Origin of the sequence: Agrobacterium sp. ST15.16.055 (genome assembly GCF_027956555.1) — a bacterium.
In the GTDB taxonomy this organism is placed as follows: domain Bacteria; phylum Pseudomonadota; class Alphaproteobacteria; order Rhizobiales; family Rhizobiaceae; genus Agrobacterium; species Agrobacterium salinitolerans.
Genome location: NZ_JAQKGN010000016.1, coordinates 83,500 through 107,168, shown reverse-complemented (window position 1 = coordinate 107,168; position 23,669 = coordinate 83,500). Strand labels below are relative to the sequence as shown.

General features: G+C 54.7%; 20 protein-coding genes, 1 tRNA gene and 1 pseudogene. 16 read left to right on the top strand and 6 right to left on the bottom strand.

Annotation, left to right across the window (positions count from 1 at the left end):
* Together PL599_RS19535 and PL599_RS19530 are read left to right on the top strand one after the other, a co-directional pair.
* A partial coding sequence (locus tag PL599_RS19535; protein WP_271359734.1) for a hypothetical protein occupies positions 1-182 on the top strand: 182 nt, incomplete at its 5' end.
* A 98-nt stretch (positions 183-280) separates the two neighbouring features.
* Positions 281-357: transfer RNA gene (locus PL599_RS19530), tRNA-Met, on the top strand.
* Here PL599_RS19530 and PL599_RS19525 read toward each other — a convergent pair.
* The 4 genes from PL599_RS19525 to PL599_RS19510 form a co-directional block, all read right to left on the bottom strand.
* Positions 314-1,999, bottom strand: a complete 1,686-nt coding sequence (locus PL599_RS19525; RefSeq protein WP_269825297.1) for a recombinase family protein — start codon at positions 1,997-1,999, stop codon at positions 314-316. The two genes, PL599_RS19530 and PL599_RS19525, sit on opposite strands and share 44 nt — an antisense overlap.
* 346 nt (positions 2,000-2,345) lie before the next feature.
* Positions 2,346-4,307: a type IV secretory system conjugative DNA transfer family protein gene (locus PL599_RS19520; protein ID WP_271359732.1), complete on the bottom strand. Its 1,962-nt coding sequence runs from the start codon at positions 4,305-4,307 to the stop codon at positions 2,346-2,348.
* Positions 4,304-4,927, bottom strand: a complete 624-nt coding sequence (locus tag PL599_RS19515) for a hypothetical protein (protein ID WP_271359730.1) — start codon at positions 4,925-4,927, stop codon at positions 4,304-4,306. The genes PL599_RS19520 and PL599_RS19515 overlap by 4 nt, the downstream gene beginning before the upstream one ends.
* 11 nt (positions 4,928-4,938) lie before the next feature.
* A complete protein-coding gene (locus PL599_RS19510; RefSeq protein WP_271359728.1) occupies positions 4,939-6,084 on the bottom strand; it encodes a hypothetical protein in 1,146 nt (381 codons plus the stop codon).
* A 164-nt stretch (positions 6,085-6,248) separates the two neighbouring features.
* On the opposite strand from PL599_RS19510, the gene PL599_RS19505 reads away from it, so the two are divergent.
* The 13 genes from PL599_RS19505 to PL599_RS19445 all read left to right on the top strand — a co-directional run bounded on the left by PL599_RS19505 (position 6,249) and on the right by PL599_RS19445 (position 22,557).
* Entirely contained in the window at positions 6,249-7,199 is a 951-nt protein-coding gene (locus tag PL599_RS19505; protein ID WP_271359726.1) for a hypothetical protein, read from the top strand.
* A 651-nt stretch (positions 7,200-7,850) separates the two neighbouring features.
* Complete coding sequence (locus PL599_RS19500; RefSeq protein WP_271359724.1) at positions 7,851-8,186, top strand: hypothetical protein; 336 nt, start codon at positions 7,851-7,853, stop codon at positions 8,184-8,186.
* 171 nt (positions 8,187-8,357) lie between these two features.
* Complete coding sequence (locus PL599_RS19495) at positions 8,358-8,543, top strand: hypothetical protein (RefSeq protein ID WP_271359722.1); 186 nt, start codon at positions 8,358-8,360, stop codon at positions 8,541-8,543.
* Entirely contained in the window at positions 8,540-11,290 is a 2,751-nt protein-coding gene (locus PL599_RS19490; RefSeq protein WP_271359720.1) for a class I SAM-dependent DNA methyltransferase, read from the top strand. Before PL599_RS19495 ends, PL599_RS19490 begins: the two co-directional genes overlap by 4 nt.
* Positions 11,287-11,865, top strand: coding sequence for a hypothetical protein (locus PL599_RS19485; protein WP_271359718.1), 579 nt, complete (start codon positions 11,287-11,289; stop codon positions 11,863-11,865). The genes PL599_RS19490 and PL599_RS19485 overlap by 4 nt, the downstream gene beginning before the upstream one ends.
* Positions 11,862-12,716, top strand: coding sequence for a hypothetical protein (locus PL599_RS19480; RefSeq protein ID WP_271359717.1), 855 nt, complete (start codon positions 11,862-11,864; stop codon positions 12,714-12,716). The genes PL599_RS19485 and PL599_RS19480 overlap by 4 nt, the downstream gene beginning before the upstream one ends.
* Entirely contained in the window at positions 12,713-13,894 is a 1,182-nt protein-coding gene (locus tag PL599_RS19475) for a hypothetical protein (RefSeq protein ID WP_271359715.1), read from the top strand. The genes PL599_RS19480 and PL599_RS19475 overlap by 4 nt, the downstream gene beginning before the upstream one ends.
* Complete coding sequence (locus PL599_RS19470) at positions 13,891-15,936, top strand: DEAD/DEAH box helicase (protein ID WP_271359713.1); 2,046 nt, start codon at positions 13,891-13,893, stop codon at positions 15,934-15,936. The genes PL599_RS19475 and PL599_RS19470 overlap by 4 nt, the downstream gene beginning before the upstream one ends.
* Positions 15,929-17,140 carry a GIY-YIG nuclease family protein gene (locus PL599_RS19465; protein WP_271359711.1) on the top strand — a complete coding sequence of 404 codons (1,212 nt, stop codon included), beginning with the start codon at positions 15,929-15,931 and terminating at the stop codon, positions 17,138-17,140. The genes PL599_RS19470 and PL599_RS19465 overlap by 8 nt, the downstream gene beginning before the upstream one ends.
* Positions 17,137-18,417 carry an SIR2 family protein gene (locus PL599_RS19460; RefSeq protein ID WP_271359709.1) on the top strand — a complete coding sequence of 427 codons (1,281 nt, stop codon included), beginning with the start codon at positions 17,137-17,139 and terminating at the stop codon, positions 18,415-18,417. Before PL599_RS19465 ends, PL599_RS19460 begins: the two co-directional genes overlap by 4 nt.
* Entirely contained in the window at positions 18,404-20,458 is a 2,055-nt protein-coding gene (locus PL599_RS19455) for an ATP-binding protein (protein WP_271359706.1), read from the top strand. Before PL599_RS19460 ends, PL599_RS19455 begins: the two co-directional genes overlap by 14 nt.
* Before the next feature lie 334 nt (positions 20,459-20,792).
* Positions 20,793-21,647, top strand: a complete 855-nt coding sequence (locus PL599_RS19450) for a type IV toxin-antitoxin system AbiEi family antitoxin domain-containing protein (protein WP_271359704.1) — start codon at positions 20,793-20,795, stop codon at positions 21,645-21,647.
* Positions 21,634-22,557: a nucleotidyl transferase AbiEii/AbiGii toxin family protein gene (locus tag PL599_RS19445; RefSeq protein ID WP_271359702.1), complete on the top strand. Its 924-nt coding sequence runs from the start codon at positions 21,634-21,636 to the stop codon at positions 22,555-22,557. Before PL599_RS19450 ends, PL599_RS19445 begins: the two co-directional genes overlap by 14 nt.
* 37 nt (positions 22,558-22,594) lie before the next feature.
* On the opposite strand, the gene PL599_RS19440 is transcribed toward PL599_RS19445, so the two are convergent.
* Together PL599_RS19440 and PL599_RS19435 are read right to left on the bottom strand one after the other, a co-directional pair.
* Entirely contained in the window at positions 22,595-22,774 is a 180-nt protein-coding gene (locus PL599_RS19440) for a hypothetical protein (RefSeq protein WP_269825292.1), read from the bottom strand.
* Positions 22,775-22,839: 65 nt separating this feature from the next.
* On the bottom strand, positions 22,840-23,325 hold the full coding sequence (locus PL599_RS19435) for a recombinase family protein (protein ID WP_442866956.1): 486 nt from the start codon (positions 23,323-23,325) through the stop codon (positions 22,840-22,842).
* Between PL599_RS19435 and PL599_RS19430 the strand changes: the two are divergent.
* Positions 23,315-23,659 (top strand): annotated as a pseudogene (locus tag PL599_RS19430) (FtsX-like permease family protein); the annotation flags it as partial. The gene PL599_RS19435 and the pseudogene PL599_RS19430 overlap by 11 nt on opposite strands.
* Positions 23,660-23,669: the final 10 nt, after the last annotated feature.

The window sequence follows — 23,669 nt, the reverse complement described above, 5'->3', positions numbered from 1 at the left end:
ACTTCGTCTCAAGACGCGGGAGAGTAGGTCGCTGCCAGGTCTGCAAAACGCAACTCAAAATCTTCTCAATCACACTCTTCGGCCCAGCCGACAAAAAGGGCCGCTACATGCGGCCTTTTGTCATTCAAGGCAAAGATTTAAAGGCAATAAAAATGGCGTACAAAATCATGTGCGCCCCTTAAAGGAGATAAATTGCTCCGCAATTTACTCCGCCAGAGTTCCGTCGTCGCTAAAGCAACGACGCAGACGCGACATTCGGCTTCGCCGAATGCGCGGGTAACGCGGGGTGGAGCAGCCCGGTAGCTCGTCAGGCTCATAACCTGAAGGCCGCAGGTTCAAATCCTGCCCCCGCAACCAACGCTTCGCATTGAGAAGCACCGCCCGGTGAGAGGCGTCCAAAGCGCCCTCCCGCAACCAACGCCTCGCACTCATCTGGGTTAAACTCAGACAAATCCGCATTCACTGCGGGCTTGTCGTGACCAGAGGCGATTGCGAGAATTCCCGCAAGATCGCCAATGAGATCGATGACAGGACGATCTCGCTCAGTCGAGGGCGTGAGCACGATAGCCTGAACAAGAGACCTCACCAACTCGGACGCTTCTTCACGGTGGTCCGGGTTATTCAATGATTCCAGAAGCCGTTTCACTTCCTTCTTGTAGCGCGCGGCAATGCCGGGTTCGAACAGCGTCGGGCGTTCAACCTTGCCCTCAAGCAGGGCTTCGAGCTGCCCCATTCGCTTTTCGATTCTGGCCGCGTCATCTTTCAACAAGGTTCCGGACACGCCGTCGAGGATCGACTGTACGAGCTTCTTCTTCTCACGGTGAAGCTTTTCGAGTTCGGCTTCATATTGGTGAAGAGAGGCATTGTGCTGCCTCGTCAGTTCCGCGCGATGGCGTGCGTACTCTTCGCAGAACACATTGCAGAGCTCTTCGTCCATCAGGTGATTGCGCAGGGAGCCCAGGACAGCCTCTTCGAGCTCATCACGTCGGATTGTCTGCTTGTTATCGCATGTCCCTTTGTTGCGCGCGTTCGAGCAACCAATACGCCCCTTTGAGACCGTCGAGCAGCCGCCGCCGCAAACGCCGCACTTGATCATATAGGCGAACAGGTTTCTCGGGCGATTGGTCTGCCAAAGTTGAGGCTTATGGTTCAGCGCCTCCTGCCGATCCTTGGTCATCTGCCAATGATCGTCGGAGATGATTCTGAGTTCGGGAACGTCCTGAATAATCCAGGCATCTTCCGGGTTCATCTTGGAGACCCGCTTCCCGGTCATGGGGTCCTTGAGATAGCGCAAGCGGTTCCAGACCATGCGCCCGATATAAAGCTCATTGTTCAGAATGCCCGTTCCACGCTGGCGATTGCCGTTGATCGTGCTTTGCCCCCAGCCGGTGCCAGATGGGCTTGCAATACCCTCCTTGTTGAGGGCTGCCGCAATAGCCTTCGGGGATTTTCCTGCCGCGTAGTCTCTGAAAATCCTGCGTACGACCTCCGCCTCTTGGTCATTGATCGTTCTGTGGCCGCGCTCTTCTCCGGGCACGACGTCATAGCCATAGCATTTACCGCCGCCGGAAAGACCTTTTTCCACGCGACCGCGCAGGCCCCGGCGTGTCTTATCCGCAAGGTCCTTTAAGAAGAGCGCGTTCATCGTGCCTTTCAGGCCGATATGAAGCTGTGTTACCTCTCCTTCGGAGAGGGTTTTGATCTGCACGCCAGCGAAGGTCAGGCGTTTGAAGACGGCAGCAATGTCTTCCTGATCGCGGCTGATGCGATCCATCGCTTCGGCTATAACGATATCGAATTTATTCGCGGCAGCATCCTGCATCAGCATTTGAATGCCTGGTCGCATGAGTGACGCGCCGGAAATTGCGTGGTCCGAATAGACCTGGACAACCACATCGCCATCTTTTTCCGCGCGCTCTTGGCAAAGCCTGATTTGGTCCTCAATGGAGCTGAGGCTTTGTAAATCGGTGGAGTATCGTGCATAGATGGCAATTCTCATGGATGTCTCTCTTCTATTCGTTGCTGTTGTCCCGTTGTTCTCGAAGCTTCTTCACCCGCTGCATTTGCAGCCAGGTTTCATGATCGGCTTCCGCAGCCCGCCTCGCCAGATAGCGAACCAGTTCGCGGAGCGACTGATCGGACGGCATCCCACGCGCATCACGTAGTGCCGTACGCCAGCTATTATCTGAGCGCTTACGGGACATTTTATGCCACTTTCTCCCACAAGTAGACAAGAAAAACTTGTGTGTAAGTATTTTCTGCCTCTACCTTGAGTTTAACATAATGCATTTGCGCGTTGCAAAATTCGGGGCGGAACGTGTTGTATCGAAATACAAATTTGGAAGTCATCGGCTGCCCCCTGATTTGCTCCAAACGACTATTGGGCAACCTTCTGCGCCGTTTCGTATTTGAGGTTTTGTCACGTCCGGCAGGCCGTAATACTCACACCATCGATAGTTGCCGCCCGAGGTTATGGAGTATTGGACCCGCAGAGACGGCCAGCCGAAAATGATCGCGGTGGTGATGGCAGCCATTAGCAAGATGGCACCAGAACCCGGTCTAAGCACGGCGAGGCTGGCCAGGATCGGGATCAGCAATGGGCGCTTCTCTTTCGGAATCTTCCGCTTCCCATGTCGCGTGACGCGGAAACGGCCATTGACAATTCTTAACCGCACTTTTCCGATGAAACGCTTTCCGCCCTGAAGAGGGTTTGGGGCAACTTCTGAGCACCAGGGCTCGATTTCTTGAACCCCAACTCTCAGAGCTCTGATCTGGAGCAGATTTCGAATGATGATGATCTGTTCATCATCAGGCATTCGACGAAGCTGATCACCTGTCATTTGAGGTTTGGTGGATATGCTCAAGTTTAAGCTGGTGCCGTGGGTTATGTCCTGGCCGAGCCCGAAGCTTTGTGTTCGTTGCTCATGGTCGCCGAGCATGCGGCTGACCATTGTCGCAGTTTCAATTGAGGTAATCCCAAAGAGCTGCTTTACGTCGGTTTGACTGAGGATGGTCTTTAGGGCCTCGTGCCCGTAGACGCGTGCAATTTCCGAAAGCTCTTGCACGATCATCCAGCAATGTACGCCATACCCTGCGAGAGCAGTCAGCGCGTTTGGTAAGCCGGGCAGTTTGTAATTGGTGAACTCGTCCAGGATAAAGTGGACAGGAACAGCGTTGTCCTCACGAATCAGCTCCTTCAGTGCTGCCCAGATCAGCAGGCCGACCCATGGCGCGAAGACGTCCATGCGTGAATAGTCGCAGATCAGGAATACGGTTGTGTTTCGAGCTTTCAGGTCGCGGAACCTGAAATCACAATGTGTCATCGAGGGTGCAAGGCGGCCACTTGGGCCGAATGCGACGAGGGCCTGAATAGCACCTTCGCGGAATGACTCGAAATGCTTGGGGTTCGCGTCGCGTGTTGAGGCAATGTTGTCGGCCAAAGTCGCCAATTCACCCGCTAGAACATCACTGGTGCGGGCATCGGCGAGAAGGCAGTCGAATTCTTCTGTCTGGCCGAGTACGATGTATGCGCGCGGCAGATTGGCTTCCGACTCGTCACGCAATGCAGCCAAAGCGACTATGACAAAGACCAGTAGCTTGCGCGTGCCACCAGGCCAAAAAGGATCGCGGTCGCCCTCAGCAGGACTTGGATAGGCTTGGAACGCCATCGACCAAGCATCCCCCATCGTGTCCTGCGGTGTGAATATCAGGTCATCGAGGATGATCTGCATGGGGTTATAGGCGGAGTTTGAAAGGCCGAATTTGCCGCCTGGATTAACGTTGATGCGCTTCTGCCCTCGTTTCTCGATACAGTCGCCTGTTTGGACAGCAAGCTCGCCCTTCATGTCGGCAACGATGCGCGATGCTTTTATGTCCATGAGAAGAGCTGGCATCACAAAACTTGTTGTCTTGCCCTTGCGGGCAGGGGCAACAATGAGACCGTGGACGGCGTTGTCGATGAAGAGTGGTATGCCCTCCAATATACCGAGGAAAAAGCCCGAAGGTTTTGTGAGACCGGCCTTCCGGGCTTGCCGCGCCGTCATCCAGCGGGCGGCTGAATCGGATAGTTTGGGCCTGCGCGCCCGGAAGGCGCGCTGCATTTCGTGAATCTTGGCCGCGCAGTCACCGATGACTGTGACGGTTCCGATGACTGTAAGAATGGCTCCGCCTGCGAATGTGTAGACCAACCATTCGGGCGCGCGACCTGCTGAGACCTGCGGCCAGGTAAAATACAGAATAGTGCCGATAAAAGCGGTTCCGACCAGCTTGGCAAAAGTGCGAGATTTTCCGTCCTTTGGATGACTCATGGCGCATCCTCCGGGAACTGGCAGGCAGCCCGCGCTTCGTTAAACATCGCGTCTGTCAAACCCGCATCACTCAGCATCGTTGCCGTCACATCTGTCCAGACGACGGTTTTTCCGGATGCCTTTTTGCCGAGAGTTAGGTTTCGCGGCAGGTCGTTATAAGTCCGTTCCAGATAGCACCAGCTGTCCGACCAGACTTCGGGCTCCAGCACTGAAGCGAATTTTACGCCCGTTGTGACCACGCCAAATTCCAGGGTCTTCGTCTGGAAGAGATTGAAGTTCTTGACGCGCTCACTCAGCGCGCCAAGCTCTTCTTGCCGAGCAATATTTTCCTTGATCTGGCGAGACAATTGATCACGGTCGGTTTGCAGTTTCCGGATCGCTTCGTCGCTCGCCGATTTTGCCTGGTCCCGAGCATCTTGCGCTTTGCGTATCAGGTCTTGAACGCAATCGCTCCCTGGAACCGGATAACCGCTAGCGCAGCGAAGGTCATCCCAGATGCCTTGGATGGACGGGCCATCTGGAAATGCCATAGTTAGGACGATAGCGATGATGCTCCCGCTGAATAGTATTGCGAGCAGCAGCCCGAGGACGGTGCCAATCATTTCCTTGATCTTGTTCATTGGACTTCCTTTCACGCGTGAGAGTGGCGAGAGCGGCGGGCACGCATTGCGCCAGCCCAGAAAAGCAGTGCCGAGATAGGGGCGAATAGGTCCATGCTCGCCGCGAGCGCGAGCTGAGGCAGGTGCAGTTGCCAGTGTTGCAGGACCAGACGCTGGCTGGGTTGGATGATTGCCCTACCGGCGGTGGGAAGGGGTAATGTCGAGATCTCGTCAATCAGCCCCTCGAAGGCATCACCAAATGCGCGCTCTTCCGTTATGATGCCCGCAATGGCGCTAGATTGTGCAGCGCCGAGTGACCCTGTGGCGTCTTCGAGCTTTGACACCGAATTCGACAGCGCTCGGACACTCGCCCGTAACCCTTTGGTTCGGTCTGCGCCTTCGAGCTCAAGCAGTAGCGCGTCCATCTGACGGGCCAGCGCAATGAATTCCAATTCGCGGGCTCCGATGCTGCCGGCACGGCGATATATAATTTGATCGAGGTCCGCGCTCGCGTTTTGGATTTTCGCCATGCGATTGACATTGGCGGCAATGGTTTCTTTGAGCGCCGTTGCTATCGAGCTTTTCACTTGGCAGATTTTTAGAAATTCTCCCGTAACCGCTCCCTTGCCCCGCGCGCCGGTAATGGCTCCGGAGGCGAGTTCTTGTTCGTAACGGGCACACGCCGCTATCGCGGACGGCTCAATTGACAGCAACGCATCATTCATTGCGCTGACGCGCGGGTTGAGGACGCGAGCCTTTTCGGCATAAAGATCAGATTGCCGTTGAAGCTCCAGTCCTCGGGCACTGTCCTGGGTGAGGCCTATGAAGGAGGTATAGGTGCTCGAAAGTGCAAGGGCCGTCATCAAGACGAAGATGACGAAGATGCCCATACCCCTGGCTGCGAACGTGGCATACAAGGGAATTAATCTCATGACATAGTGCCACAGGACGAACTGGGCACCCATTGCGCTCGCCGTTACCAGAAGCGCGATGCGTCTGAGGTTTTCAGTGATCTCGCTCATGAATTCGGTCATGGCAAGAACGCACCAGTAGCTGGTGTACCAGCTGCCGGAAAGCAATCCCATGATCACTATGACTTGGTAGGTTTCGTAAATGCCGATCAGCCGACGGGCTTTGTTTGACTTGTCGGCCCTATGTTGCATGCGGTTGGGCGTCATATCGACCTCCTGTGACAGACAAAAATCCTGTCCCTAGGAGGTGGCGTGCCCTAATGGCTCAAACAATTATCAAGCTATTTCAATCGTTCGAAGGCTGAATCTAGTTTCTTGTCAGTCCGGTCCAAGCAGTGTCTAAATTGGGTGCTGGCGCAGGGGGCATGTCTATGAAACTTGAATTCAACAGAGTTAATCTCGTTTATCTAATACTTGTCGTGAATATTGAACGCCATACGGGCGTCTTTCTTGAAAAGCTCGAAGCAGCGTTGGACAAGGCATACAATCAAGAAAGAAGGCTCGATGTAGATGCGCCGAAGCCTCCAGTTAGGGCGACATGGTACAACTGGTTTAAGGAGTTGGAGCCATTGTGCCCTCCGAGCTTGCACGGATCGGAAGCAGCCCAGTTCGCAGCAAGCTTTGCGAAGGAGCACCCGGCTCTTGTCCAAAAATACGCACGAAAGTTCAGCCGCATGACATTTGAGTGCATGCGGGATTTTCTCATTCAGCGGGGTTTTTTGGGCGGTGCGCCAGCCTATGATTTGGTGGCCTCGGTTCCAGATTCTTTGTATTTCGCGATGACGCAATTTCTAAAACCGAAATTCTCTCCCGAGGGGGATCATATCAGCCTCCCCGGAATATACCGAGTGTACCGGCCTTCTCTCTCTGCACCTGGCAAGGTTATCGTCAGTGCTGCGCGCGTTTCTTCAGAGGTCGGCGGTGCGCTACGTTATCAGGAACGGATGCATTACCACCATTCCGCATATGGCTGGCAGGCTCAACACTTCCAGGGTTACATCTTTGGGCTTGAAGGACGAGCTTTTCTGATCACGAAAGATGATGGCAGCAAGCTCCCGCAGTTTTCGGTGCTGAAGCCTCTTGCCCGATACACAGATGCAAATGGTCAGTCACTCATCCGGGCAATGGCCGGTTCATATTCCGGCGCGAGCCAGAAGCGGGAAAGCGACCTATTCTCGACAGGCATATTCATGGTTCGAGATAAGCTCAGAACCCTAGCCGATCATCCGGTTGAAAAATGGAAGGTGGGGCATTTGAAAACGTTCGGGCTGCAGGAGCGTGACCAAATTCCGGCAGAGGTGCTGCGACACCTTTTCGAGTAGCCCGTGAAGCGCCTTACTACCACTGTATTGGTTCTGAGCAGCCTTATGTGACGACCGCAAGGTGTGGGCTGGTACTACCGTACACAACCCTTCCTTGTCAAGGTGGCCCGCTGCGCGCCCCCGTTGAATCCCCCCGGCTTGTGGCTCTTCCAGGGTATTGAACCCATTCCAGAGCCATCCAATCCGTATCGCCGGATTGACCCACTCGCGGGAGACTTCGCTCTCCCTGCACCCTTCGATCCTTTCAGGAGGACCAAAGGCTTTCGCACCCTTGGAACCACGAGCAAGGCTTGGAGACATGCCTCTCCACCTGCACCGAACCATGCACGAACGTCTGGCTGTCCGATCACCAATCAGGGGAGCGTTCCTGCTCCCACCGATACCCTCATGACCATTTCATGGAGACGATGTCATCGAGACCAGGAAGAGAGCATTTCATAGCTGCCCTTCCTTGGAACCATCCCATCGAGCAGGGGCTTTCGTGCCCCTTGCATCCCCGACCAACCGTCCGCCGGTTGGAGTTGCGCCATCTTGCCGAAGATGGACCCGATTCCTTGGATTGTAAATCTGGTGATTATATTTCTGGAATTCAAAATTATTATGAATTATACAATTTATATTCAAAATATAATTTGTAAATTTGGAGAATAAATGAAGAGTAAAATACTAAATACAATCGCTGCGGCATCATTTGCTTCAGCAGTTCATGCGGCTGAACCGGATCAGATTACAGGACGCCTGACCATCTTCACCACAGATGGCGCAATGCATCAGACTGTAACGACCGACGATAGCGTCGATGCGTGCATGCTGCGAACGTTGTCGGAACGGTTCTTTGATGGCAACCAATCCACGGCGCAGGTTCTTTGTCTGAATGATCGCGACGAATGGGTGGGTATTCAGACTTGCGACACTGAACGTTGCGTCTCCGTCAAGCCTGATGAGGGTGTTGATAGCTGGCCGATGCTTCTCAGCCTTGGTCGATGAGGTCCGTTATCCGCCGACCGATGCTCGCGTGCGGAACTACAGTGAATTCCCTCCAAGTTACCACGCCCCATGGTTGGAGTTGCGGATAACTTCCCCTTTATGCGTCTACCCATCTTGGCCTGATGTGTATCCAAGGGCTACACTCGACTCATGAAGGAAAAAGATGCCGGAATGCGAATCCGTGTCGAGCGGGAACTTCGCGATGAATTCCTGAAGATGTGTCGCGAGCAGGATCGCCCTGCCGCGCAGGTCATTCGGGAATTCATGCGGGAATACATTGCGGCAAAAAGAATGCAGCGCGCTGGCCAGGCCGAGACCATCGGCGAAATGCGTGTCGCGCCAAGGGGTGAAGAATGAACGCCGTAGAGATCGAAGAAGCCATATCGGCTCTCGCTGAACAGCCGTTTGACGCGGCAGAGTTTCCGTTCGCGTTTCTTCAGGCGTTCGGGGCGAAGGAGACGACTCTCCGACGTCTCCGCAGTGGCGAGACCAATAAATCCGATCTGGGCGGCGTTCTCCAGACCAGCAACATTCACATCGCGGTTGCGCCCGAAGGAGCAGTGACCGAGACGCTTGGCAAGCTCAAAGCCAGCCCGGCGACGACACGCGCCAAGGCGAAATTCGTGCTCGCCACGGACGGTAAGGAGTTTCAGGCGGAAGACCTGAACACGGGCGAAGTCGTCGTTTGCGACTACCCGGATTTCCCGGATCATTTCGGTGTTTTTCTGCCGCTTGCTGGCATCTCCACCGTCAAGCAAATCCGCGAAAGCGCCTTCGACATCAAGGCCACAGGGCGATTGAACCGGCTCTATATCGAGCTTCTGAAAGACAATCCGGAATGGAGTTCCGCCGCCCGCCGCCATGACATGAACCATTTCATGGCCCGCCTTATCTTCAGCTTCTTTGCCGAAGATACCGATATCTTCCTGAAGGATGATCTGTTCACCGCGACCATCGAGACGATGAGCGACAAGGACAGCTCGAACACCCATGAGGTGATCAGCGAGATTTTTCGCGCGATGAACACCAAAAGGGAAGATCGGGCCAGCGAAGGCATTGCCCGTTGGGCTAACGATTTCCCCTATGTGAACGGCGGTCTATTTTCTGGCAGCACTGAGGCTCCACGTTTCTCTAAAATCGCCCGCTCCTACCTGCTGCACGTCGGCAAGCTTGATTGGAAAAAGATCAATCCCGACATTTTCGGGTCGATGATCCAGGCGGTGGCCGATGATGAGGAGCGCGGTGCGCTCGGCATGCACTACACCAGCGTGCCGAATATCTTGAAGGTTCTCAACCCTCTGTTTCTGGATGATCTGCGGGAGCAGCTTGAAGAAGCCGGAGATAATGCGCGGAAGCTCCTCAACCTGCGTAACCGAATGGCGCGGATTCGGGTGTTTGATCCGGCCTGCGGCTCCGGCAATTTCCTTGTCATCGCTTACAAGGAAATGCGTGCTATTGAGGCCGAAATCAACAAACGGCGCAGTGAATCTGATCTCCGCACCGAAATCCCGCTGACCAACTTTCGCGGGATCGAGCTGCGCGATTTCCCCGCCGAGATCGCACGGCTCGCCCTGATCATCGCAGAATATCAGTGCGATGTACTTTATCGTGGTCAGAAGGAGGCACTTGCCGAGTTTCTGCCACTTGATGCCAAGAACTGGATAACCTGTGGCAATGCCCTGCGACTCGACTGGCTGAGCATTTGCCCGCCCACGGGTACAGGCGTTAAGCATCATGCAGACGATCTTTTCATGTCGCCGCTTGAGCAGGCACAGATCGACTTCGAGAACGAAGGTGGGGAGACCTACATCTGTGGGAACCCGCCTTACCTTGGCTCGACCTGGCAAAGCACTGAGCAGAAAGAGGATTTGCAGCGCCTCTTCGAGGGACGTACCAAAAGCTGGAAGTCGCTCGACTATGTAGCGGGTTGGTTTATGAAGGCGACCGACTTCGGGATGCATACAAAAAGTAGCGCCGCCTTCGTGTCCACAAACTCGATATGTCAAGGTCAACAAGTGCCAATCCTGTGGCCTGTTATCTTTCAAACGGGGCACGAGATCTCTTTTGCGCATACGAGTTTCAAGTGGGCAAATCTTGCCAGCCACAATGCAGGCGTAACGGTTGCAATTGTTGGGATTTCAAATCACGCGGGACAGGTGCGCCAACTTTTTTCAATCGATGACGAGGGAAAGACTGTTCTTAAAGAGGTTGCTCATATCAATGCCTATTTGGTCGCTGCGCCAGATGTAATGGTTCAAAAGGCATCGAAGCCTTTGAATGGCGTTTCGAGCATGAACTTTGGCAACAAACCGGTGGACGGCGGCAATCTTCTTATGATCGCCGACGAGGTGAAGGCGCTCGGACTGACCGATGAGCAACAGGCGCGGTTCATTCGGCGAATTTATGGCTCGGCGGAATTTATTCGCGGGCAGGAAAGGTATGTTCTTTGGATTGAGGATAAGCACCTCGATGAGGCAATGAGCATTGCAGCGCTCAGGCGACGCGTTGAAGGCGTTCGAGCGATGCGGCTTGCAAGTCGGGACAAGAGCGCGAACGACATGGCCCAGCGCGCGCATCAGATGCGCGAAATGAATATCGGTGAGACCCATGCCATAGCGGTTGCTGCCATTTCATCCGAAAACCGTCCATATTTACCTTGCGGCCTATTGGCGAACGATCAGACCGTTACCAACAAGGTTTACGCCCTCTATGACGCCCCCCTTTGGAACATGGCGCTCATTGCTTCGCGCCTGCATTGGGTTTGGATCGGGACTGTTTGCGTACGGATGCGAACGGACTTCAGTTACTCCAACACTCTCGGCTGGAACACCTTTCCTGTCCCTAAGCTAACCGAAAAGAACAAAGCAGACCTTACCCGCTGTGCAGAAGACATCCTTATCGCACGCGAGACGCATTTCCCGGCAACCATCGCCGATCTTTATGACCCTGAAAAAACGCCCGCCGATTTGCGTGCCGCCCATGATCGCAATGACGAAGTCCTGGAGCGCATCTATATCGGTCGCCGCTTCCGCAATGACACCGAACGCCTCGAAAAGCTCTTCGAACTTTATACGAAGATGACCAAGACGAAGGGGGCGGCATGATTGAAGCTCTTTTAGGATTGGCTGGCGTTGTCGTCGGAAGCACGATCACGATTACCAAAGAGGTTTGGACGTCCTGGCTTGCGCGTCACCGAGATGGCTCCTATGCCGCCATTCGGTTGATCTGCATATTGGAAGAGTATGCCGATAAGTGCATCGACGTGGTTTATGATGACGGAACGGCCTGCGGACGTCCGGCGAGACGCACTGAGAGCGGCGAAGAGTATTGCGAAGCACAAGTTTCCACGCCCGATCCGCTTGATTTTCCCGAGGACATTGACTGGCGGAGTATGCCGGAGCCTCTGATGCATCGAATTCTTGCCTTGCCAAACAAGGCAAGAAGCACCGACAGACATATTTCTGCTTCAAGCGAACATGCGTTTCCGCCTGACTACGAGGAATTCTTTGAGCCGCGCCAGAGGGGATATGCTCAGCTTGGCCTAGATGCGCTGGAGATCGCGGATGATCTGCGCCGACATTTTCGGATATCCGTGAGAAGCCGCGCAGCACTGAATACGGATTGGGACCCAATGGCATTCCTCCGTAAAAAAACGTCAGTGACTGAGGGGGCTGCATGACCGAATTCAACCGAATGACAGTGGTGGCCGCCGCCGAGGTTTTGGGGGACTTCAAATCACACAACGATATGGAGGTGCTTGAGGTTCAGTGGGATATTGTTGGGAAATGCAATTCGTCGAGCAAGTCGGGCCGAGTTGCAAGCCTTGCGCGAATTGCGATCGAGGATGGTCTCGAAGTTTTTACCGAGGCTGGACGTATGCCGCTGGCGAGAGCTCTGATTGAAGCTGCTTTAAGGGCTCCTCCAAAAACACTCAAAACCGACGCTTGGACAAAGCTGGTCGCCGGACTCCGTTTTGACGGTTTCGAAGTCGATGAAGAGGTGGAAACAGAACACGTATTACGCCCGTGGCAGCGCCCTAGCGAGTCTACTACGAGAGTTTTGCGACGTATGATGCCTGAGGATTTGCCTGGGCTTGATTTTAGAGAAGCAGAAAATGAAGTGGAGCTATTGCTCGCTCGTCATGGTTTCAGCGTTGCACGAGGGCATTTGCGGCAGGCCGTTTCGGCCTTCAGTAGGGGGGAATGGTCGTCGGCAAACGGCGCGCTGCGGAATTTTTACGAAAGTTACCTGAACGAGATTGCGGTGGCACTTGGATATAATGGGAGTGGCGACGGCAAAGTCAAACGTGATTTTCTTGGCACTACACAGCCGCCATTCCTGTTATCCGATTACAACGAGTGGAATTCAAATAATCAAAAGCCGCAATTCGTCCAAGGGCTGATGAGCCGTATGCATCCGCATGGCGGTCATCCAGGTTTATCGGAAGAGGAAGATGCAACATTTCGACTTCAGATCAGCCTGATCGCTGCCCGCCTGTTCCTTCGCCGATTTGCTCAGAGGGCGGCATGATGGCGAAGATGGCGAACTACAATCAGGGAGGAGATGCTCAGGCGATTCAAAGAGTGGCTAATCGCTACTACGGCAGCTACCGGAACATGTTCGAAGTGCATGGGTGGGAAGTGCCTAGCAGTAAAATGATGACCATGGCACCCAGCCTGATCGTGCGCGAATATGGAAGTATTCAGCGATTCGAAGAGTTGCACGAACCGGGCGAACTCATGTCGCCGATGGAAGCGATATATAGCGATCCGCCCAATGTCTGGCTGACAAGCTTCTACGGCTTTAGGCCCGAAGACTGGGGGCTATTGGGATTTACCGACGAAGGACGCAGGAAGAGCTTTATCGACGGCAGCAAACCCGGCGCTCTTGTGGTCGTATACGGAGCAGGAAAGGCTTCAAAGGAATATCTCGGCCGAGTGATCGGGGTTCAGCAATGTTCACACCAGCTCGGCCATTCTCGCCAGTTTATGTCACCCCACGAATGGAACTCCAAGCAGCGCGATCCCGAAAGAGCGGACAAGTGGAACTATGCGGTGAAGGCGACGCGAGCGTGGAGGGTTACGCCTGAAAGCCGTATGGATGTCCGTGAATTTGCACCCCTTGCGACAGAAACGGAGGCTTGGCAGCATATTGGGGCTCGTGGTGTGAAGCTGTCAAGACAGGAAGCATTGAACATCCTGAAGCTAGACCTGCAGGAAGTGGATGTTTATGGCGAGAACCAGATAATAGGATCATCTCCCGGCAGCGCAAAAGAAATCCTCGCCCCCAGCAAGGCTGGCCCGGTGTCCCAAACTCCATTCACGACTAAGGAGTCCGAGGGACCAAAGCATCTCTATGTCCTGAAGCTGGAAGGGGATGCTGACGTCTTTCTCGGGAAGTCCACCAAGGGCAAGCTGATCGTCAAAGCGGGCTTCTCGAAAAGCCCGTTGACGCGGCGCGATGATCATAATCGCGCATTGCCGCGCTGCGCTTATCGATGGGAAGTTCTCTACTCTGGCCAAGCCTCAGGTTTTGCTCCACACCCGACATCCGATCACGCCAAAGCAGGCGAGCGCGCCATGCAGGAAATTCTATGCCGGGATCCCGACGGCATGTCTTTGGGCGGAGAGTTTTTCTTGGCCGAGACGGAACTGATCTTAGAAGCTTGGCACAAAGGCAATTACATAGCGAAAGAATTTAAAAAATGACCGGCGAAAAACACGTTCCATCCGTTTCCGTCACCTATGCGCAGAACGGCAGCTCCACCAAAGCCAATGAATTTGGCATGCGGCCTATGCAAGAGGCGGTTTACGAGAAGCGGGGCGAGCAATATTTGCTGATCAAATCGCCTCCCGCTTCGGGCAAGAGCCGGGCGTTGATGTTTGTTGCGCTGGACAAGCTCAATAACCAGGGCTGCAAGCAGGCGATTGTCGTCGTGCCAGAAAAGTCCATCGGCTCCAGCTTTGCCGATGAGGCGCTGTCGAAGCACGGCTTCTATTGGGATTGGCATGTCTCTCCGAAATGGAACCTTTGCAATGCGCCGGGCGCGGATGGCGGCAAGGTCAATTCGGTCAAGGCGTTTCTGGAAAGCGACGACAAGGTTCTGGTCTGCACCCATGCCACTTTCCGTTTTGCCGTCGATAAATTCGGCATCGAGGTTTTCGATGACAGGCTGATCGCGGTGGATGAATTTCACCACGTTTCCGCCAATCCCGACAACAAGCTTGGTTCGCATCTTGGCCAGCTCATCGGGCGCGGCAAGACGCATATTGTCGCCATGACGGGCTCTTACTTCCGGGGCGACGCCGAACCGGTGCTCATGCCCGAGGATGAGACCAAGTTCGAGCCCGTTACCTACACCTACTATCAGCAGCTCAACGGCTATAAATATCTGAAGTCGCTCGATATCGGCTACTTCTTCTATGCCGGAGCCTATTCGGACGACATTTTGAAAGTGCTCGACCCGGATGAAAAAACCATCATCCATATCCCCTCTGTCAATTCCCGAGAGAGCACCAAGGACAAGATCAGGGAAGTCGAGCATATCATTGAAGAGCTGGGCACGTGGCAGGGCTCCGATCCAGAAACTGGCTTCCAACTGGTCAAGCGCCCCGATGGCCGCATCCTGAAAATCGCCGATCTGGTCGATCCCGATCATCAGGCGACAATCCAGGCAAGCCTTCGTTCGCCTGAGATGAAAACCAACCGCGATTATGTGGACATCATCATTGCGCTTGGCATGGCCAAAGAGGGCTTTGACTGGATTTGGTGCGAGCATGCCCTCACCGTTGGCTATCGCTCCAGCCTGACGGAGGTTGTTCAAATCATTGGCCGCGCGACACGCGATGCCCCTGGCAAAGCCCGCGCGCGTTTCACCAATCTGATTGCCGAACCGGATGCTTCCGAGGAGGCGGTGACGGAAGCGATCAATGATACGCTGAAAGCGATTGCGGCCAGCCTGCTTATGGAGCAGGTGCTGGCTCCGCGCTTCAACTTCACGCCGAAGCGGCCTGAAAACGAGCCGACCCCCGGCTTTGACTATGGCGATGGCGGCTATGATCCGAACAAATGCAATGTTGGTTTCAACGAAGAGAGCGGTGAATTCCAGATCGAGATCAAGGGTCTTGCCGAGCCGAAGAGCAAGGAAGCGCAGCGCATTTGTCAGGAAGACCTGAACGAGGTTATCACGGCTTTCGTCCAGGACAAGCGATCAATCGAGCGCGGCCTGTTCGATGAAGAGCTGGTACCGGAAGAGCTGACCCAGGTGCGCCTTGGCAAGATCATCAAGGATAAATATCCGGAGCTGGACGACGAAGATCAGGAGGCCGTGCGCCAGCACGCTATTGCAGCCCTGAACCTGACCCAGCAGGCCAAGGCCGCGCTGAACCCCGATGGGGAAGCGCCCAAGTCCGGCAATACCGCGTTGCTTGACGGCATCCGGAAGATTGCCATGGATGTTCGAGAGCTCGACATTGACCTGATCGACCGCATCAATCCGTTCGGTGAGGCATACGCCATCCTTGCCAAGACGATGAATGAGGAGAGCCTCAAGCAGGTCGCTGCCGTCATCTCCGGCAAGAACGTCAAGCTGACACCCGAAGAGGCCCGCGATTTTGCGCGCCGGGCCGTTAAATTCAAGCAGGAGCGCGGGCGCTTGCCGTCCATCACTGCTGCCGATTCTTGGGAACGGAAGATGGCGGAAGGCGTAGCATTCCTTGCACGCATGAAAGCGGAGGCCGCGAATGGCTGATTTCACCGACGAAGATGATGCGCTACTAGCCGAACTAGGCGTCGAGGTCGAAACCAAGAAGGTGGGCAGCCGTACGGCACGCGAAGAGCGGATTATCGCAGGCTTTGAAGAAATTCAGCGCTTTGTCGAAGAACATGGCCGCGCGCCGCGCCATGGCGAAGATCGCGACATTTTCGAGCGGCTTTATGCCGTTAGGCTGGATCGTATCCGTTCGCTGGAAGAGTGCCGCGCGCTGGTCGAACCGCTTGATCATCAGGGCTTGCTTGGCGATGAGATTGCCGCCGCTCAGCCCGATATTGACGAAATGGATGATGACGCGCTTCTGGCCGAGCTTGGTATCGAAGCGGAAGCGCCAGAGATCACCACACTGAAGCACGTTCGCTCGACGGCGGAAAAGCGGGCAGCGGAGGAGATTGCCAACCGCGAACGCTGCGAGGATTTTGACAAATTCAAGCCACTGCTCGATCAGGTCCAGGCCGATCTGAAAAGCGGCGTCCGTACGACACGGAAATTCGTGAAGGACGCGGGTTTCCTGAAAGCCGAAATCACGGCAGGTCAGTTTTTCATATTGGGCGGGCAGACTGCCTATGTCGCGGAAGTCGGCGAACCGATCAAGGCTCCGAATGGCGAAACGGACGCCCGATTGCGGGTGATCTATTCCAACGGGACGGAAAGCAATCTGCTGCTGCGTTCGCTTCAGCGCGCCCTTTATAAGGATGAGGCAGGTCGCCGTATTACCGAGCCGAGCGCCGGGCCGCTATTTGCCGAGGAGACCGATGAGGATGATACGGCCAGCGGAACGATCTATGTTCTGCGCAGTAAATCGAACCATCCTCTTGTGGCCGAGAACCGCGACATCGTGCACAAGATAGGAGTGACCAGCGGCAGCGTTGAAAAGCGCATTGCCAATGCCAAGCTCGATGCCACCTTCCTGCTGGCGGACGTGGAAATTGTTGCGACCTACGAGCTTTACAACATCAACCGGGCGAAACTCGAAAACCTGATCCACCGGGTGTTCGAACCGGCAAAGCTGGAAATTAAGATTAAAGACCGCTTCGGCAATCCCGTTGTGCCGAGAGAATGGTTCTTGGTGCCGCTGTTCGTGGTCGATGAGGTAGTGGAGAGGATCAAGGATGGGACGATTACCAGCTTTCAATACAATCCGCACTCCGTAAAATTAGAAGAGAGAGCGGGTGAAAAATGAAGTTTCTCAAAGGCAGCCGCAACGAATTTGAAAAGCTCAAGCCTGATAGCACTTGGGATGATAGGGCTGAGATCGTTCGCCGACACATGGCGGAGGCTTTCGGCTCTAAAAACCTTGCATTTTTAATGGGGTCGGGTTGTTCCTCTCTACAAATCGGTGGGGTGGAGTTTGGGATACCCACCATGGGGCCGTTGGCGAAAGAATTTCAGACACTTCTTGCTGAGGAGCCGGTGGATGGTGGAAACGGCCAGTTTGTAAACACGGCACTAAAGACCAGACTATATGATGAACTTGGGATTGATCTTACAAATGACAGTTTAAAAGGTAACCTTGAACAGATGATGGCTGTACTAATCAACGCCCATCAGTTCTGCAAAACAAGCGATAAAGAGGAGCTAAGTGCCGTCGCCCCTTTGGTGGACGATATTATAGTCGGCATCAAGAAGTTCGTTCTTCACAAGTGTACGACGGGGGTTTTCTCCATTGGCGACGAAAGCGTCGTTGCACTCTATCGCCGGTTCTACCAATCTTTGGCAACACGCGCGCGCGGCCTCGCGCCGCCTTGGGTTTTCTCGACCAATTACGATCTCTTCAATGAACGTGCGATGGATCGTTCAGGCATCCCGTACTCAAACGGTTTCTCGGGAACGGTCGAGCGCCGGTTCAATCCCGCCACATACAGGCTGGCGCTTGCGGAGCAGTTGGATATCACTTCCCGCCGATGGGCTGCCGTTGATGGTTTCGTACACTTCTGCAAGCTGCATGGCTCAGTTAATTGGATTGAAGAGAATACAGGGCTCTATCCGATCCGCGAGTCACATGCGCCGCTCGATCCTTCCAGGGATCGGGTCATGATTTATCCCACCCCATCTAAGCAGACCGCCAGCTTCGGATCACCGTATTCAGACATGTTTCGGGAATTCCAAAGACAAGTCGTGCAGGATCAGAGCGTTCTGGTGATTTTGGGGTTCAGCTTTGGAGACGAGCATGTCAACAACATCATTTTTCAAGGGCTGACTCTTCCGGGCTTTAGGCTTGTTGCCTTCATGGACCCTGAGACCAATGACATTACGCGTGAGCTTGCAGCGCTCGGCGACCCGCGCATTTGGTTCATTTGGGGTGATGGCAAAGAAGCGGGGAAAAAGGCTCATTATTTCGACGACGTTGTCAATCATCTAATGCCCACCGGCGCGGATCAGAAGATTGACCAGGCAATAGAGAAGGCATTGCGTACGCTTCTTGCCAAGCAGCAGGACACTGACGATGGCCAGGGATGATTCAAGCCGCACTGTTGGGAAGATCGTCAGCGTTTCAGCTGACCGTTTAGTTGTCGAGCTACATGGGGGCAATGATAACTTCACCATCGTTGGCTTTGACGATATCCACTATGTGGCAACCCTAGGATCGTATCTCACGGTTCCGATGCAGGCTGAATATGTGGTGCTAGAAGTCGTCGGTCTTCGCGAGAAGGATAGCGCACAATCCCACACCTCTCAGACTGAATTAGACAAAGCCTATTCTGCCAAATTCCTTGACGTAGTTCCGGTAGGGGCAATGCCCATACAAGGAGGGAACTTTCGCTTCGGGGTTTCGACATTTCCGCCACTATATGCGGATGCGTTATACGCACGGGATGAAGACCTCGATCGTATCTTCAATGTCGAACTGCCGTCTGAAATCGAGACGAAGAAGGACGCCGCAGGCACCGGGCAGCAGGGCACTATCCCGCACAACATCGAAATCGGCACGTCTGCAGTCTTCAAAGGCTATCCTGTTAAATCACGCCTTGATGAATTGTTCGGAGGTCATCTAGCTGTGCTTGGGAACACAGGAAGCGGCAAATCCTGTACCGTTGCGTCCATCTTCCAGTCCGTGTTCATGAAGCCCGAGCCATTCGCCGCACTCGGTGCAGCTTTCGTGATCTTCGACGTGAACGGTGAGTATCGGCGGGCGCTTGATAACCTCCCTGCCTGGATCAAGTCGAGCTATCTGAAGGCGACCGAGCCGGATATTCCGATCCTTGACCCTATTGATAAGAGGCAAGCGGCAGAGATTAAGGATAGGTTCAGGCTGCCGCATTGGTTCATGAGTGTCGATGAATGGGCGTTGCTCTTGCGGGCGAGCGAAAAGTCGCAGCTCCCCGCCCTTCGAACCGCACTCGGTTTGACGACGCTGTTTCAGGAGATGTCAGAACAAGAAGTAGTTGAAGGACAAGCAGCTGCCGAGAATGACCTTAGCGCAATCCGAAACCACGTCTTAGCAAAGATCATTCTTTCTATTTTGCATAGCGACGCCAGCTCACCAAGCAAAGCAGATCGTGTTCAGGCGCTCCTAAATACATTTTCAACTGATGAGATATCGAAAGAAACAGTCTCGCACGGGTTGACCGTCTATTTCGGACAATTTCGAGATGGTCAACACAAGGAGACAACAGCTAATTATGACGCTCTCTTAGAACTTCTTAAGGGGCATCAACAAGATGAACCGGTGCTTCCGGGGTACAGGAATGCACCGTTTTCATTCGAGAGGCTTCAGGCCTCACTCGACCTTGCGCTTTTCTACGAGGAAGCTAACGGCAATAAGCAGATCCGAGAATATTGCTCGCAATTGGTCACACGGCTCAAGTCTGTGATCGATAATCCAGATTATGACTTTCTGCGCGCTGATGTTGGTGCATTGCAAGATTATGATCGTGAGCCTACTCATTATGTGGATCGCTTGCTAGGGATCGCAATCAATGAAGGGCGCTATAAAAAGGAGCGCCAGATTTGCATTATCGATCTCAACGATGCTTCCGACGAGATCGTTGAGCTTGCCTCAGCGGTTGTTGCTCGCCTTATTTTTGATCGCATGCGCCGTGCTGATCCACGTAACGCCATGCCGGTTCATCTGATTCTGGAGGAGGCGCACCGATATATTTCGGAGAGGCCAAGCCGCTTTGCAATTGATGCAGGCATCACGTTCCAAAGAATTGCAAAAGAGGGAAGGAAATACGGTGCTTTTTTGATCGTTGCGTCTCAAAGACCAAGTGAACTTTCGAAGACCGTTCTTTCTCAGTGCAACAATTTCATTATTCATCGTATTCAGAATCCTGATGATCTTTCCCAGATTAAGCAGATGACCCCCTTTATTTCTGAAACGGTTCTAAGGCGATTGCCATCATTGCCGAAGCAGCATGCGCTTATTTTCGGGAACTCCGTAAATATCCCGACCACTTTCCGTGTGCGGGATGCAGACCCGACTCCGTACAGCAATGATACCCAAGTCAGAGACATCTGGTACGTGCCGCTTGATCCGAAAGTCGATTGGATACCGTGAGAACGGAAAACATTGGTATTTTGGGCGACTTGTGATCGAGCTTTGTTAAGCTGGCGCGCCATTTAGGCCGGGCTGTCGTGAACCGAGTCTGACGTCTCGGCCATGCGCAGCGCGCCGCCGATTTCCTGCATGGTCTTCAAAGCCCTGCGGACTCCAATGAAGGAGCCGCCGCGTAAGCGGCGGTTCCCCTTGCTCTGGCGGGAAAAATCGCGCCCGCCAGAGGCGGGCGCTGGAGATGGTGGTTTGAATATTGTTCAATATACTCAATTTCATTGAGTGTATTGCGATTTTGTCAAACTTGAATATGGTTTGAGAATCGTGTAATATACTCAGTATGGCTGAGCAAACTGCATCACTGTTAAACCGACTTGAGAAAGACCTCCCCGAAGGACTGGTCGTGGATGCCGCTTGGCTGGAAGAGCGCGGTATTGCCAGCAATCTGCGCGCCTATTACGTCAAGAACGGCTGGCTGGAACAGCCGGTGCGCAGCGTCTATAAAAGGCCGCGCGGGACGCTGAGCTGGCAGCAAATCGTCATATCGCTCCAGACCCTGCTTTTGCGAGCGCCGTTCTATGTCGGGGGGCGCACAGCATTGGAGCTACAGGGCTTTGCCCATTATCTCGCGCATGAGACCAAGACCGTTCATCTCTACGGGCCGGAAAGGCCGCCCGCATGGCTGGACAAGCTCAATCTTCCCCAGCGCTTTGTCTATCACAACAGCGCGACCCTCTTCCGCAACGATCCAATCACGCAAGGGCTTGGCAGTCTTGCCTGGAATATCGCGGACGGAACAGGCCGCGATCTTACCCGCTTTCAGGGCGGTAGCCTGACCTCGCTTGCCTGGGGGCAATGGGATTGGCCATTGACGCTTTCCCAGCCCGAGCGCGCCTATCTCGAAATGCTCGATGAATTGCCGCGCCACGAGAGTTTCCATCAGGCCGACATGATCATGCAAAGTGCAGCAAATTTCAGCCCCAGACGGCTGCAAAAGCTGCTCACAGATTGCGACAGCGTGAAGGTCAAACGCCTGTTCTTCTATTTCGCGGATCGGCATGGCCATGCATGGCTCAAGCGTCTCGACAAGACCGCCGTCGATCTCGGCAAGGGCAAGCGCATGCTTGTGCCCGGCGGCAAGCTCGATCCGGCCTATCTCATAACCGTGCCGGAGGACCTCAATGTCGTTTCGTGATCAGTACCAGGCCCAGGTCCGGCTTCTCATGCGCCTTATTCCTATTGTCGCGCGCGAAGCCTGTTTTGCGCTCAAGGGCGGAACGGCGATCAATCTTTTTGTGCGCAACCTGCCGCGCCTCTCCGTCGATATCGATCTGATGTATCTGCCCGTGAATGAAAGGCCGCAGGCGCTGGCGGACATCGACGCCGCCATGAAGCGGATCAAGACGGCAGCTTTGGCGGAACTGCCCGGCGCGCGCGTCACCGAAAACATTCATGACGGCGCGATCCTGCGCCTTCTTGTGATAGCCGAGGGAACGCAGGTGAAAATCGAAGTCTCGCCCGTGTTGCGCGGCGTGGTTCATGAACCTGCCACAATCCCCGTCACCGAAGCGGTGGAAGAGGCGTTCGGCTTTGCCGAAACCAGCGTCGTATCCTTCGAAGACCTGTTTGCAGGCAAGCTGGTTGCGGCGCTGGACCGTCAGCACCCGCGCGACCTCTTCGACGTGCGCGGCTTGCTCGCCCATGAGGGCTTGAGCGACGATCTGCGCGAAACCTTCATCGTCTATCTGCTCAGTCATAACCGCCCCATGGGCGAAGTGCTGTCAGGCCGCGTCAAAGACCTCGCGAATGAATACCAGAACGGCTTCGAGGGCATGACCGAGGAGGTTGTTGCCATCGAGGAGTTGATCGAAACGCAGCATGAAATGATCGTGGTGCTGATCGGCGGCATGCCGGACCACCACCGTGAATTTCTGATCGGCTTCGAGCGCGGCGAGCCAGACTGGTCTTTGCTCAAGATCGGCCATGTTGCAGAGCTTCCCGCCATTCGCTGGCGGCAGCGCAATCTCGACAAGCTCAAGCCCGAACAGCGTTCAGCCCTGGTCGAATTGCTGCAATCTTCCCTTGCACGGCGCGCACAAAAATAGCTGCTTCCCGGCGTGAAGCCGGAAAGCAGCCGGAGTTTTACAGGCCGGGAGCGCGCGCGGCCAGTTCCGTTTCGATATTGCGTATCGAAGCGAGCGCAACATCGCGGTCTTGCGATCCGCGCGGCGCAGCGGCAAAGGCATTGAAAGCCTCTTTCAGCAGGCTGTGCAATTGCTCCGTGCTGCGGCTTGCCGCTTCAAAGCGTGAAACGAGTTTCATCGTATCCTCCTTTGTTTCAAGGAGGCCCCGAACCATTCAGGGCCTTTCGGCCCTCGCACACACCATCATCGGCCCAGCAAAGGCGCTGATGGTTCGGCGGACGATTGAAATGAAAAGGTCAGGATGCGCCTGAAATCCCGGTTGGCGCTCTGGCGGCAACGCCCCCGCAGAGCTCGGCGCAAAACTGCGCAGCATGACGGATAGGGGCCGCAGCAATGGTCGCATTCGAGCAGGCCGCTCAGCAGATATTGCGGCCGGTGAGCACGGTTGAGTCGGTTGGTCGTCGTGTGGCTGAAGCTTGCCTCGACCGCCAGCTGGCGCTTCTTGACCTTCGCCCACAGCTCGTCGGAAACTATTCTCAGCTCCGGCGCCTCGCCGACGACCCACTCGCTCATGTCACTCATCCGCGCTTCGCGGTTGTCCGTCTCCGGGTTCTTCCGGAAATTACGGCAGTTGAAGACGAGCCGGCCGATATAGGTCTCGTTGTCGAGAATGCCGGCACCACGATCCCGATGACCACGGATCGCGGTGTCGCGCCATTTGAGCGGCATCGGCGTCATGAACATCATGCTCGTGTCCGTCACGGAGAGGACGCGCGAAATCGGGCTCCGAATGGCCGTGGGCGCAAGACGCCTCGACATTCTGTTACAATTTCTCATCGAGGCGGTCTTGATTTGCCTGGCGGGCTCGGTCGTGGGCATAGCCCTCGCGTTTACGATCGCGGCAATCATCGGCGATCAGCAGGGTGAGATGTCGATGATCATCTCCATGCAGGCGGCGCTCGGATCCTGCGTCGTCGCTTTTCTGATTGGCCTCACCTTCGGCTTCCTGCCCGCCCGCAACGCGGCGAGGCTCGATCCGGTAGACGCTTTGTCGAGAGAGTAAGAGGCAATGC

Coding starts and splice junctions, on each gene's coding strand:
- PL599_RS19510 (WP_271359728.1), bottom strand. CDS start 6,084: ATGACGCCCAACCGCATGCAACATAGGGCCGACAAGTCAAACAAAGCC.
- PL599_RS19500 (WP_271359724.1), top strand. CDS start 7,851: ATGAAGAGTAAAATACTAAATACAATCGCTGCGGCATCATTTGCTTCA.
- PL599_RS19520 (WP_271359732.1), bottom strand. CDS start 4,307: ATGAGTCATCCAAAGGACGGAAAATCTCGCACTTTTGCCAAGCTGGTC.
- PL599_RS19480 (WP_271359717.1), top strand. CDS start 11,862: ATGACCGAATTCAACCGAATGACAGTGGTGGCCGCCGCCGAGGTTTTG.
- PL599_RS19475 (WP_271359715.1), top strand. CDS start 12,713: ATGATGGCGAAGATGGCGAACTACAATCAGGGAGGAGATGCTCAGGCG.
- PL599_RS19440 (WP_269825292.1), bottom strand. CDS start 22,774: ATGAAACTCGTTTCACGCTTTGAAGCGGCAAGCCGCAGCACGGAGCAA.
- PL599_RS19490 (WP_271359720.1), top strand. CDS start 8,540: ATGAACGCCGTAGAGATCGAAGAAGCCATATCGGCTCTCGCTGAACAG.
- PL599_RS19450 (WP_271359704.1), top strand. CDS start 20,793: ATGGCTGAGCAAACTGCATCACTGTTAAACCGACTTGAGAAAGACCTC.
- PL599_RS19470 (WP_271359713.1), top strand. CDS start 13,891: ATGACCGGCGAAAAACACGTTCCATCCGTTTCCGTCACCTATGCGCAG.
- PL599_RS19460 (WP_271359709.1), top strand. CDS start 17,137: ATGAAGTTTCTCAAAGGCAGCCGCAACGAATTTGAAAAGCTCAAGCCT.
- PL599_RS19455 (WP_271359706.1), top strand. CDS start 18,404: ATGGCCAGGGATGATTCAAGCCGCACTGTTGGGAAGATCGTCAGCGTT.
- PL599_RS19485 (WP_271359718.1), top strand. CDS start 11,287: ATGATTGAAGCTCTTTTAGGATTGGCTGGCGTTGTCGTCGGAAGCACG.
- PL599_RS19445 (WP_271359702.1), top strand. CDS start 21,634: ATGTCGTTTCGTGATCAGTACCAGGCCCAGGTCCGGCTTCTCATGCGC.
- PL599_RS19515 (WP_271359730.1), bottom strand. CDS start 4,927: ATGAACAAGATCAAGGAAATGATTGGCACCGTCCTCGGGCTGCTGCTC.
- PL599_RS19495 (WP_271359722.1), top strand. CDS start 8,358: ATGCGAATCCGTGTCGAGCGGGAACTTCGCGATGAATTCCTGAAGATG.
- PL599_RS19465 (WP_271359711.1), top strand. CDS start 15,929: ATGGCTGATTTCACCGACGAAGATGATGCGCTACTAGCCGAACTAGGC.
- PL599_RS19505 (WP_271359726.1), top strand. CDS start 6,249: ATGAAACTTGAATTCAACAGAGTTAATCTCGTTTATCTAATACTTGTC.
- PL599_RS19435 (WP_442866956.1), bottom strand. CDS start 23,325: ATGCCGCTCAAATGGCGCGACACCGCGATCCGTGGTCATCGGGATCGT.
- PL599_RS19525 (WP_269825297.1), bottom strand. CDS start 1,999: ATGAGAATTGCCATCTATGCACGATACTCCACCGATTTACAAAGCCTC.